This window comes from Roseateles sp. GW821-FHT09G09 (assembly GCF_059415965.1).
The window spans coordinates 432,725-445,463 of sequence record NZ_JBWKOG010000004.1 but is presented as its reverse complement, the minus strand read 5'-3'; the positions used below and the strand labels follow the sequence as shown (position 1 = coordinate 445,463).

At 66.8% G+C, this 12,739-nt stretch carries 7 protein-coding genes; 2 read left to right on the top strand and 5 right to left on the bottom strand.

The annotated features are described in order from the left end of the window. Positions 1-22: 22 nt before the first annotated feature. A complete protein-coding gene (locus tag AC07O8_RS13325; protein WP_495048477.1) occupies positions 23-1,651 on the bottom strand; it encodes an FAD-dependent monooxygenase in 1,629 nt (542 codons plus the stop codon). A gap of 8 nt (positions 1,652-1,659) precedes the next feature. Further along, entirely contained in the window at positions 1,660-2,898 is a 1,239-nt protein-coding gene (locus tag AC07O8_RS13320) for a hypothetical protein (protein ID WP_495048476.1), read from the bottom strand. A gap of 617 nt (positions 2,899-3,515) precedes the next feature. On the opposite strand from AC07O8_RS13320, the gene AC07O8_RS13315 reads away from it, so the two are divergent. Beyond that, on the top strand, positions 3,516-5,663 hold the full coding sequence (locus AC07O8_RS13315; protein WP_495048475.1) for a glycoside hydrolase family 13 protein: 2,148 nt from the start codon (positions 3,516-3,518) through the stop codon (positions 5,661-5,663). 6 nt (positions 5,664-5,669) lie between these two features. Here AC07O8_RS13315 and AC07O8_RS13310 read toward each other — a convergent pair whose 3' ends face one another. The 3 genes from AC07O8_RS13310 to glk all read right to left on the bottom strand — a co-directional run bounded on the left by AC07O8_RS13310 (position 5,670) and on the right by glk (position 10,378). Continuing rightward, the gene (locus AC07O8_RS13310) at positions 5,670-5,933 is read right to left on the bottom strand and encodes an XRE family transcriptional regulator (protein ID WP_495048474.1); all 264 of its coding nucleotides are present in this window, start codon (positions 5,931-5,933) and stop codon (positions 5,670-5,672) included. Between the two features lie 407 nt (positions 5,934-6,340). Further along, entirely contained in the window at positions 6,341-9,121 is a 2,781-nt protein-coding gene (locus AC07O8_RS13305; protein ID WP_495048473.1) for a TonB-dependent receptor, read from the bottom strand. 261 nt (positions 9,122-9,382) lie between these two features. Beyond that, complete coding sequence (gene glk, locus AC07O8_RS13300; RefSeq protein ID WP_495048472.1) at positions 9,383-10,378, bottom strand: glucokinase; 996 nt, start codon at positions 10,376-10,378, stop codon at positions 9,383-9,385. 354 nt (positions 10,379-10,732) lie between these two features. Between glk and AC07O8_RS13295 the strand changes: the two genes are divergently transcribed. Then, the gene (locus AC07O8_RS13295; protein WP_495048471.1) at positions 10,733-12,646 is read left to right on the top strand and encodes a glucokinase; all 1,914 of its coding nucleotides are present in this window, start codon (positions 10,733-10,735) and stop codon (positions 12,644-12,646) included. The last annotated feature ends 93 nt before the right edge of the window (positions 12,647-12,739 follow it).

Genomic DNA, 12,739 nt, shown 5'->3' with positions numbered 1-12,739 from the left:
GTCGCTCTCTTGTGGACGCGGCTCAGGCCGCGATGGATGCGGGAACGGGCGGGCTCTGGCGAGCGAGCGAGAAGTCGCGCAGGGCGGCGCCGAACTCTGAAGGGTTCTGGAAATCGAAAACCCCCGCGATGTGCATGTCGGGGCGCACCAGATGCCAATGGTTGAGCTGCCAGTCGGCGAGCGCCTCGGCATCGGCGGTAGCCCCTTGGACGATGCCCGGTGGGATGGACCGTGGCTGCCCCTCACGGGTGTCGATGACCAGCGCCGAGGTCGGCAGGCGGCCCAGCGACGACTGCAACAGTGACACTGGCGGCAACACGGCGGGCTTGCTGGTCCCGATGTAGACAAAGCTGAAGCCGCGACCCAGCATCTCGCGAAGCTTCATCTCGCGGTGCCCGCCCAGCTTGATCGCGGCATCCGGCGCAAAGCGGCCGACGATCGCCGCGCCGGCCAGCGGCTGCACCAGCGCCGAATCGACATAGCGATGGGGTTGAGCCATCTTGCCGCTGTTGACGTACTTGCGAAAAACCGGGAACCGACGCGCCAGCGTGAACAGCCCGGCGCGACGCCACCTCACGAGCGGGCTCGACGGCACCATGAAGCGGATCGTCTCCTCCGTGATGGCAATGTTCTCGCGCGCGGCCGACGCGCGCTCGTCGTGATAGGTCGCGAGCAGTTGCGGATCCGCATGTCCCTGCAGCACAAGGGCGAGTTTCCAGGCCAGGTTGTCCGCGTCCTGAATGCCGCTGTTCATGCCGCGCGATCCATACGGCGGGAGGGCATGGGCCGCGTCCCCAGCAAAGATCACCCGGCCATTGACGAAGCGTTCCGCGATGCGCTGCTGGAATCGGTAGACGCTGATCCATTCCAGCGTGTACGGCACATCGCCGATCACGGACCGAATGCGACGATCGAGTTGACCGTTGGCGCGATCGGCCTTGACGTCCACATCGGGCGGCAGCTGCCAGTCGATCCGCCAGACGTCGTCAGGCTGCGGATGCATGATGACCTGATAGCCGCGATTGAAAGGCGGGTCGAAATGGAAATGGCGTTCCTTGACCAGCGGCAGTTTCGCCTTGATATCGGTGATGAGGAATCGCGCGCTGTGCCGATAGCCCAGCCAGGCCACCCCTGTCGCCTCGCGCAGATTGCTCCGCTGGCCATTGCAGGCGACCGCATAGGCGAATTCTCGCCTGATGGTCTCACCGGACCGGAGCGCCACCACCACGACGCGCTCCCCGCGCTGCTTCAGCGCCTCCACGCGGGTGGACCATTCCACCCTGATGTCGGGCCGCCGCTCGATCTCCGCCAGCAGAATCTGTTCGATCCGATATTGCGAGATGTTGACGAAGGGGCCGTAGCGATTCGGCAATTGGTAAGGCGAATGGGCAATGCGGGTGCCACGGATGTAGACGTTCGAATACTTCCAGGCAATGCCTTCGGCGTGAATCTGCGCGGCGCAGCCGGACTTGTCGAGGATCTCCAGCGCGTCGCCCTGGATCAGGCAGGCTTTGGAGCCCTCTCGCTTGAGCGCTGGGTTCTCGTCGATCAGCACCGAGGCGATCCCATGATCCGAGAGTCGCAGCGCGAGGCTCAGACCGACCGGGCCGGCGCCGATGATGAAGACGCCGCAATCCTGTTGAATGGTCATGGCTTGTCTCAGGGTCGGCGGGGGGCGGCGCCGACGGTGGGGGTGGGGGGTGTCGGCAGCGCGGTGAACACCGGCAGATCCTTGACCCTCCTCAGATAGGGCGTGCCCTCGGTGTAGCCAGTGCCTGTGCCATCGCCCAGGTACTTCTTCGCAATGCCGTAATGCGAATGGCGCCAGCGCGTCATCGTCTCGGCGAAGCCAGCCATCGCCGTCTCCAGCGCGGCCACCACAGACGCAGCCACATCGCCGCGCGCGCGCAGCTCGGCGAGCTTCTCGTCCAGCGACATGCGGCCGCCACGCAGATGCTGCTGCAGGCCGGGGACCGACGAGTAGGCGAGCGAATCGAGCCGCTCGGCGTCGGGGTTGCGGCAGAGGCTTTCCATGATCTTGTAGTTGACCGACTGGATCGCGCTGGCACCGGTGGTGAACTCACGGAAGGTGCTGAAGGAGCCCTTCTGCATCGTCGACAGCGTCAGGAAATGCTTCAGACCTTCCTGCAGCAGACCGTCGCCCGCGCTGACGTAGTCCACCGCCCGCGCAGGTTGCTCGTTGCAGGCACGCAGCGCGCAGCGCAACAACCCCGAGACGCTGACGAAGGTGGCATCGAGCGTCTGCAGGATGCGGAGGAACAGGTGTTCGTCATGCACGACGTAGACCGGCTGCATCGAGATGTCGAGCACGAACGGGCTGAGGGACAGGGCCTGCCGGCTGCAAAAGCGCGTGACCTTGTCGGCAAGGCGCGCGACGGATGGCTCATCGTCGACAGTGCCGAAGCCCAGGCGCAGCAGCGACGGTTCGAGGCTGCGCAGTGCAAAGCGCATGCGGCGTTCGATCAGATCGGCATCGGGGCGCATCGCCGGCAGGTAGCTGTCTTCCCCGGCCAGACACTCGAGCTCGAAGCGAAGGGCATCCCCCATCAGCGCGCACACCGTCGTGTCGTGCACATGGCGGGCGAGCGCGATGTCGGCGGTGTCATCGAGCGTCATGCGCTCCGGCTCCAGCAGCGACAGCCCCGTATAGCTGAGGTAGTTGTAGGTGCCGTCATGCTTGTCGAGCACCACATCGAGAAACCTGCCAAGCGTCTGTGCGCTGTCCTGAGGCAGCCGGGTCAGCGCGCTGCGGGCGTGATCGAACGCTGCGAGCAATCGATCGTCAATGAAATGTTTCCCTTGACGGCGGACGGCCGTCAAGGCGGCGGCGTATGGAAAGACAGCCGGACAGGGACGTTCCGACCAGTTCAGCAACATTGTCGTTGGCTCATCGAGTGCCATTTTCATTCGCCCTTCACTGCGATGACGCAGCAATATCGTCGCCGAAGCGATGGTCGCTTCTTATCCGGTCACTGAGAACCTGCAATCGCTTACATCACATGAAGATGCAGATGCACTGACACTTGTTTGCATGTCTTTGATCATCTTGCGTGGTCCCGGCCAAGGAAGGTCTGCAAAACCCGACGCATCGAATCACCGATGCGCGCCGGGAAATCCGGCCTCTCATTCCTGAAAGACGCACACGCGCCGTCATCCAGGAGCGAATGCGCGATGACGGCGTAGCGCGGCCATTCCGCAGGACCTCGGGCAGCCTGGCGACCGTAGAACGCCCGCGTTTCTTTCGCCCACGGGGAATAGAGAGCCCCGCGTACAGGCTCGAATGCATGAGTCGAATCGCGAAACGACTCCACGGTGCGCCTGACATGTCGCCAACCTCCGGCGAAAGCCCTGATGAGGGCACGTCAGTTGGACTGTCTGAGGTGCGATTTCAAGCCCTCCGATCGACAGCAAGTCAGTCAGATGACCACCCGGGCTGCGGAGGAACACCAACATCCATCCGCGTCGCTTCGGGGTAGCGTTGCCGTATGACACGCTTGCTTCGACGCTCCCGGATCGCCATCTGCGCTACATGCGCCGCACTGCTGCCTCTGGCAACACGCGGTCAAGCGCCTTCGCCGCAGGCTGCCGACGCGCCAGCCTCGTCCGCCTCCGCGGCGGCCCCGCCCGCGCTGTCGCCCATCGCCGCCAGCCTGCGCTACGACTCCCGCCTCGCCGACTTCAAGAAGCCCTTCGGCGCCCAGCCCGCCAAGACCTGGATCGACTTCCAGCTCACCGCGCTGCCCGGTGTCGACAAGCTCGAGCTTGTCGTCGAGCGCCGTCGCGTCGAAGGCAATGAAGACCTCATCGCCTACGCCGAGGAAGCCCGCGTGCCGCTGCACAAGGCCGGCAGCGCCGCCGGCCGCGATGTCTGGAAGGCGCGTCACCGCTTCGGCGGACCGGGCGTCTACGGCTATTACTTCGTCGCCACCGTCGACGGCGCGCGCTACGTCGTGCAGAACAACGCCGACACCATCTACTGGACCAAGGAGAAGGGCTCGATGGGTCCGGCGAGCGTCGCCGCCCTGCCCGCAGGCGCGGAGAAGTCCGATGCCAAGGGATCGAGCCCGCCCTTCGCCATCCGCCGCTACCGCCAGACCATCCACGCTTCGGACTTCGCCGTGCCGGACTTCGCGCGCGATCTCGTCTACTACTACGTCTTCCCCGAGCGCTTCCGCAACGGCGACAAGACCAACGACCCGCAGGTCGGCCAGGCGAAGTACCAGGACCACGGCATCGAGCGCCACCCGCGCTGGCTGGACCGTCCCTACAAGCCCGGCAGCGGCGACGGCTCCGACGCGGTCTACAACAACGACTTCTTCGGCGGCGACCTCGCCGGGATCATCGACAAGCTCGACGATCTCCGCGACCTCGGCGCCAACGCGCTCTACCTGACGCCGGTGTTCCAGGCCGCCAGCAACCACAAGTACGACATCGGCGACTACAAGCGCATCGATCCGGCCTTCGGCAGCAATGCCGACTTCGAGCGCCTGACCAGCGAGGCCGGCAAGCGCGGCCTGCGCGTGATCCCGGACACCTCGCTGAACCACGTCGGCGCGGACTCGCCCTACTTCAACCGCTTCGGCAACTTCCCCGCCGGCGGCGCCTTCGACAACGGTAAGCCCAACGCGGCTTCGCCCTACGCAAGCTGGTTCAAGTTCGACCTCGCCAAGAGCAGGCCCGACGACCAGTACGCCGCCTGGATCGGCATCAAGGACCTGCCCGAACTCGACAAGTCCAGCCGCGCCTTCCGCGAGTACGCCTTCGGTCGGGACGGGGTGATGCAGTTCTGGCTGGACCGCGGCGCGGCGGGCTGGCGGATGGACGTGGCGCCCTGGGTGCCGGACGACTTCTGGCGCGCCTGGCGCGTCGCGGTGAAGCGCCATCAGCCCGGCGCGCTGACCATCGCCGAGACCTGGTTCGACGCGAGCAAGTTCTTCCTCGGCGACACCTTCGACGCGACGATGAACTACATCTTCCGCAACACGGTGCTGGACTACGCGGCCGGCGGCAACGCGGAGCGCCTCTACCAGAACCTCGAGCTGCTGCGCGAGTCCTACCCGGCGCCGTCGCTGTTCGCGTCGATGACGCTGCTGTCCTCGCACGACCAGCCGCGCGCGCTGCATCACTTCGGCGTGCGCGACGACAGCCCGCCGGAGAAGGTCGCCGACGGCAAGCGCCGCTTGCTGCTGGCGGTGTTCTTCCAGATGACCTACCCCGGCGCGCCGACGATCTACTACGGCGACGAGGTCGGCCTGGGCGGCGGCGAGGATCCGTACAACCGCGCGCCTTACCCGTGGGCCGATGAAGGCGGCCAGCCGGACCTCGCGCTGCGCGAGCAGTTCAAGCGCCTCGTGGCGCTGCGGCACGCGCAGCCGGTGCTGCGGCACGGGGCCTTGTCGGCGCCGCTGTGGCTCGACGAGCACGTCATCGTGCTGCTGCGCCAGGACGGCCAGCGCAACGCGATCGTCGCGATGAACAACGCCGCCGAGCCGATGCGCGTCGAGCTGACGCTGCCACCCGCGCTGCGCGGCATCCCGTTCATCGATGCGATGACGCCCGGCGCGCCGATGAAGGCGGCGGCCAGCGGCAAGCTGTTGATCGAGATCGGGCCGATGTCGGGGCGGGTGCTCGTCGGCGACTGACGCGATTCAGGCCGGCACCTTGATTGGCATGCGAGCAAGGCGCTCGTCGATGGTCGTCCGCTTTCGTACCGATCGTTTCATGGCCACGCGGACGGCGGCTTCCAGAGCGCCCCGGTCGCACTCCGGTGCGGCAAGTCCTGGCAACGCGGAGTCTCTACCGATCAACCAAAGCGCAGTGGCGTAGACAGCCATCGACACAGTCGGATCGCCGCGTTCCATCCTCGCGAGCGTCGGCTCCGACACGCCGATCCGTTGCGCCCAACTCTTCATCGGTTCTTCTCTTCGCTTGCGCGCGATCGCTAGGTTCTCTCCGAGCTCACGCAAGTGCGCGAGTACCGCCGGGGGCATCTGCTCTTTGACTGGTGTGTTCTTTGACATCACATACATGTGAGTGAAAGCGCCATTTCACCAACGTATATGTTGGCTGGAGAAAAATGGAGTGGGCGCCACGCCACAAGGTCGAGGGGTGTGGTGAAGTCCTCGATCCGGAAATCCTGGTAAGCAAGCACGGTTCAGTTGAACTGAGCGTCATAGACGATGCGTCTCCGTTGCGAATCGAGATTGCGCGGCAGCCCTGCAAACAAACAGCCCCGACCGGCTCACGCCGGACGGGGCTGCATCGTTCGTTGAACCGGCTTGAACCGGACCGGGCCGGACCGGGCCGGTTCAGAGGCTCATCAGAACTTGTAGGTCGCGCCGATCAGGTAGGTCCGGCCCCACTTGATGTACTCCAGCGGGCGGTCCTTCGTGGCCGCGTAGGTGCGGTAGGCCTCGTCGGTCAGGTTGTTGACCTGCGCCAGCAGACCCAGCCCCTTCAGCGGACCCTCGGTGAAGTTGTAGCCGATCTGCGCGTCCACGATGCTCTCGCCGACCACGTAGCGCAGCGTGCGCGCACCGTTGAAGTTGCCGATCTCGCCGATGAAGTCCGACCGCTTGCGCTGGCTGATGCGGGCCTCGAAGCCGTTGGCCTCGTAGTACGCGGTCAGGTTGTACACGTGCTTGGACAGGCCCGGCAGCGAGATGTTGCCCGACCCCACGCTGCTCGCGCTCTCCGGATCCTTGATCTGGATGTTGCTGCTGTTGAAGCTGGCGCTCGCGACGATGCCGAAACCGTTCAGCGACTGGCTGAACAGGTTGAACGGCAGCGAGGCCGTCAGCTCCAGGCCGCGCAGCTTGCCGCCCTGGCCGTTGTACGGCGCGGTGTAGGTGCCGATCGGCAGCGCCGGCGGCTGGCCCGGCTGCGGCGTGTAGCCGGCGACGAAGCGCGAGAAGTCGTAGCGGTCGTTGCTCTGCGTGTAGATGTAGCTGCGCAGGTCCTTGTAGTAACCCGCCACCGACACGTAGGCCTTGGAGCCGAAGTACTTCTCCCAGGACAGGTCGACCGCGTTGGCGCGCCACGGATCCAGTTCCGGATTGCCGCCGCTCGCGCCCGGCTTGCCGGTGTTGGCGTCGACGCCGAAGTCCAGCGCCGAACGCAGCTGGTCCACCTTCGCGCGGGCCATCTGCTTGGCGACGGCGAAGCGCAGCGTCTGGTCATCCGACAGCGACCACGCCAGGTTCAGCGCCGGCAGGTAGTCGGTGTACTTCTTGCCGCCGTCCAGCGGCTTGACCTGCTGGCCCGCCGGGGCCGTGCCGTCGAAGTAGTTCGACTGCGACGACTGGTCCGTGTGCACGACCTGCAGACCCACGTTGCCGCGCATCGGGATGCCGAAGGTCGACGAGTCGATGTTGCCCTTGAAGAACACCGTCGCCACCTTCTCCTTCACGTCCCAGGCCTTGGAGATCAGGTAGCTCTCCGTGTCCGTGGGGTTGAAGGTCATGTAGCGGCCGACCGCGCCCGGCACGTTCCACGCCGGGATCATGCCCAGGCCCGCGAAGCTCAGGTCCACCGGGCTGTACTGCAGGTCCGAACCGATCGCCGTGTTGCCCTGCGCGCCGACGTTGATGTTGCCTTCAGGCTGGCGCTTCTTCTTCGAACGGTCCGCGTAGTTCACACCGACGTCGAAGTCCGAGAACCAGCCGTTCACCACCGCGGGCGCCGGCATGTTGCCCACCAGCTTGAAGCCGGTCAGCTCGTCCTTGACGCTGGGTGTCTTGCCGTAGCCCGAGCCGTAGATGGTGTTCTGCAGGTACAGCTTGCTCGGGTCGGAGTAGGTCAGGCCCGGCACGATCTGCGAGAAGTCGCCCGAGTTGAACGCCAGCTTGACGTTGTCCAGCGGGACCGCGCCCGGCACCGACAGCAGCTGCGTGTTGTTCTCGAGGTTGATCTCGTTGCGCGTGGCGCGCGAGTAGTTCACGTCGGCCGTCAGCGACAGGCCGCTGTCGAACTTCAGCTTGTTGTTCCAGCCGGTGGCGACGATCTTGTCGTCGCGCTTGTTGTACATGCCGCGCACCAGCGGATACGCGTTCAGCAGCGTGCCGCCGGTCTGCGTGTTGGCGGGGTTGGTCGTGACACCGGACCAGTCGAGCGGCGCGTTGTTGCCGTTCCAGGTCATGCTCATCTCGAACTGGTTGGCCGTGTCCACCGCCTTGGCCTTGGTCCAGAAGCCGTCGACGACGCTGGTCCAGTTCTTGGTCGGACGGAACTCGATCGTGCCCATCAGCGCGTCGCGTTCGGTCTTGCCGGTGCGGCGCAGCGCCTTGATGCCGCCCGAGTTGTAGGTGCCCGCCGGCAGGCCGGTGCGGCCCGAGGTGTCCCAGGGCTCGTACAGGCCGACCTGCTCTTCCTGCGTCGGCGTTTCCTGGTGCGCGTAGCCCAGCGACACGCCGATGGTGCGGTCGGCGAATTGGTCGATGTAGCTGGCGCTCAGCCGGTTGCCGTTGGCGCTGGCGTTGGCGGCGGAGCCCAGCGAGTTGCGCTGGCCGCGCGCGTTCAGCGTGACGACGCGGTTGCTGAAGTTCAGCGGACGGACCGTCTGCATGTCGATGGTGCCCGACAGGCCCTGGCCCACCAGGCCGGCATCCGGCGTCTTGTAGACGACCACGCTGCTGAGCAGCTCGGACGGGTACTGGTCGAACTCGACACTGCGGTTGTCGCCGGTGGAGACAAGCTCGCGGCCGTTGAGCAGCGAGGTCGCGAAGTCCGGCGACAGGCCGCGGACCGAGATCACCTGCGCGCGGCCGGCCACGCGCTGCGCGGACAGACCCGGCAGGCGCGCGATCGATTCGGCGATCGACACGTCGGGCAGCTTGCCGATGTCTTCGGCCGACACGGCCTCGACGATGGAGTCGGAGTTTTTCTTCACCGAGATCGCGGCCTCGATGCCGCGGCGGATGCCGGTGACGGTGACGGTTTCGAGCTGGCGGTCGGCGGCGGCTTTCTCCGCGGCGGCCTTGTCGGCCTCCGTCTGGGCCTGCTGCGCATGCGCGGCGCCGGCCATCAGGGCCAGCGTCATCAGGCAACCGGCAGCGACGGGCTGCACCCGGAACAACTCGCGCGAGGCGTGCGATGTCTTCATTTCTTTGTCTCCTGTTTGAACGACGGTACCCAACGTTCTGAAAGAATTCTGTACTAAAACTAGATCACGATCCAAGCTCTCGCAAACCCTGGACAAGACAAAGCGACCCCGCCATGGCGGAAAAACGACGAAGTTACGTCGGGTTTCTACTGAGAAACCTGCGAATTAGGGAGAAGAAATGAAAAACGGCGGCCTCAGGGGCCGCCGTTCAGAGTGTGTGATGTAGCTGGACTACAACCCATCCTTGCCTGGACTACAGACTCAACGCACCGACTGCTCCAGCGCGAAGGCCGCGCCCGCCAATGCCGTCAGCGTGTCGGTGATCAGCACGCAGGGCACGGAGGCGAGGTAGGGGGCGAAGCGGCCCTTCGCCTCGAAGCGCGCCCGGAAGGACGACTGGAAGAAGCGCTCGCCCAGCCGGGGCACGATGCCCCCGCCGATGTACATCCCGCCGCGCGCGCCCAGCGCCAGCGTGACGCTGCCGGCGAAGCTGCCGAGGAAGGCGCAGAACTGGTCCATCGTCTGCGCGCAGATCGCGTCGCCGGACAAGGAGCCCTCGACGATCTGCTCCGCCGTCAGGCGCCGCGCGGACGGCTGGCCGGCCACGGTCGCCACCGCCGCGTGCAGGGTCGGCAGGCCGACGCCGGACAGGAAACGCTCGGCGGAGACATGCGGGAATTCCTTGCGCGCGGCGGCGAGCAGCTCGCTCTCATAGTCGTTGGTCGGCGCCAGCGTCATGTGACCGCCCTCGCCCGCCAGCGCCACCCAACCACCCGAGGTCGCGATCACACCGCCCACGCCCAGGCCGGTCCCCGGACCGATCACCGCCAGCGTGCCGCGCGGCGTCGTCAGGGCGGGACCCGACACGGCCGCGACCTGGTCCGCGCGCAGGCCCGGCAGGGACAGCGCCAGGGCCTCGAAGTCGTTCAGGAGCCGCAGCTCATCCAGGCCCAATTCGGCCTGCAGCTGGCTGCGCGAGAAGGTCCAGTGGCTGTTGGTCAGCTCGATGCGGTCGGTGTTGATCGCCGTGGCCAAGGCCAGCGACGCGCGCTTCGGCCGCGCCGACACGCCGAGGCCGGCGAGTTCCTTCAGATAGGCCTCGGCGGCGGCGCGCAGCGAGTCGTACTGCGCGACCGGCAGCTTGCGCACGTGCGCCACGGACTGCCCCGGCCCGTCGACCCAGGCGAAGCGGGCGTTGCTGCCGCCGATGTCCGCCACCAGCCACGGATAACCCGCGGCCTCCGTCGTCCGATTCAAAACCACACCCTGATCTGCTTGCACTGTTCTTGTCCTGCTCTCTGACTGGGGAGGGCCGCCAAAGGCCCCTCCGAGACCGCATCCGCGGCGACTCCGCGCAAGGTAGCAAAACTACATCACTCACACAAGAGAAGTGTTGCCAAGTCGCTCCCAGGCCACTTCTCCCGCGCTGTCAGTGCTTCGCCTCTCGCGCTCAATTGCTTGTCTTTGAAGGAGTTTTTCCTCCTGCGTCGACGATTCTCGCCTGATTTCCACGCTGTAGTCACGCTACACCCCGACACGCGACCGCACCCGCGCGCGGCTAGGGCGAACCCTTCCGGACGCTGCGGGACGTCGCGCCATAATCGCCGCTTCATGCGTGAATTCGACAGTCCCCGGCTCATCGCCGACATCGGCGGCACCTTCGCCCGCTTCGCCCTGGAGACCACTCCCGGAGAGTTCGAGCACATCGCGCTGCTGCGCTGTGCCGAACATGCCGATTTCCATGCCGCCGTGCGCGCCTACATGGACCGGCTGCCGCGCCAGCTGAAGGTGGCGCATGCGGCCATCGCCATCGCCAACCCGGTCGAGGGCGACCTGGTGCGCATGACCAACTACCACTGGCAGTTCTCGATCGAGGAAGCGCGCCAGCGACTCGGCCTGGACACGCTGGTGGTCGTCAACGACTTCACCGCGCTGGCGATGGCCCTGCCCCGGCTGCGCGGCAGCGAGATCCGCCAGATCGGCGGCGGCGAGGCCCGCCCCCACAGCGTGATCGGCCTGCTGGGCTCGGGCTCGGGCCTGGGCGTGTCGGGCCTGATCCCCGCGGGCGAAGGGTGGATCTCGCTCGGCTCCGAAGGCGGCCACACCAACTTCGCGCCGCGCGACGAGCGCGAGATCGCGCTGCTGCGCTTCGCCTGGAACGAGTACGAGCACGTCTCCTTCGAGCGCCTGCTGTCGGGTCCGGGGCTGGAGCTGATGCATCGCGCGATGGCGGACTACCTGAAGCAGCCGTCCGAGCCGCTGACGGCGCCGGACATCACCGCGCGCGCGCTCGAGGCCGCCGATCCGGTCTGCGAGGCCACGCTGGACCTCTTCTGCACCCTGCTGGGCACCGCCGCGGCCAACCTGGCGGTGACGCTGGGCGCGCTGGGCGGCATCTACATCGGCGGCGGCATCGTGCCGCGGCTGGGCGAGTACTTCGACCGCTCGCGTTTCCGCGCGCGCTTCGAGGACAAGGGCCGCTTCTCCGACTACGTCACCGCGATCCCCACCTTCGTGATCACGGCCGAGCACGCGACCTTCAAGGGCGCCTCGGCGATCCTGGAGGCGCAGCTGCGCAGCCTGCAGACCAGCGGCGGCGCGTCGGCCATCGTCAGCCAGATCCGGCGCGCGCGCGACGGCCTGTCGCCGGCCGAGCAGCGCGTGGCGGACCACGTGCTGGCGCATTCGCGCAAGGTGCTGAACGACCCGATCGCGGAGATCGCCCGCGCGGCCAGCGTCAGCCAGCCGACGGTGATCCGCTTCTGCCGTTCGCTGGGCTGCGAGGGCCTGTCCGATTTCAAGCTGCGCCTGGCCTCCGGCCTGACCGGCACGGTGCCGGTCAGCCACACGCAGGTGACGCAGGACGACTCGATGGTGGAGCTCGGCGAGAAGGTGCTGGGCAACACCGCGTCGGCGATCCTGCAGGTGCGCAGCCAGCTCAACCGCGACATGATCGACCGCAGCATCGACCTGCTGCTGCAGGCGTCGCGGATCGAGTTCTTCGCGATCGGCCATTACGGCGTCGTGGCGCAGGACGCGCAGTTCAAGTTCCTGCGGCTGGGCGTCGCGTGCAACGCGTACGTCGAGCCGCGGCTGCAGCTGCTGGCCGCGCAGACGCTCAAGGCGGGCGACGTCGCCGTGCTGATCAGCAGCAGCGGCAAGCTGCCCGAGCTGATCGCCGTGGCCGACGCCGCGCGCGAACGCGGCGCGCACGTGCTGGCGATCACGGCGAGCCAGTCGCCGCTGGCGAAGAAGGCGGACGCCGCGTTGATCGTCGATCACGTCGAGGATGTCGCCACGCACCTGCCGATGATCAGCCGCATCCTGCACCTGCTGGTGATCGACATGCTGGCGGTGGGCGTCGCGATGCGGCGTGACAACGCGGGGGCGTCGGGACTGGCGCTCGGCGCCGCGCATCCGGAGCTCGACGAGGGCGACGCCGACGGACACGCCAGCGCGCGCCGCGCCGCGCCCGGCATCAGCCTGGCCTCGCCGCTGGCGAAGCTGACCGCCCACAGCCGCTGAGCTCGTCGGCCCCGTCGGGGCCGGGGGTCGACACCTCATCCGGGCTTGTTGTCGGATGCGGCGCCGCGTCACATGACTGAGAGGGTTCTTCTC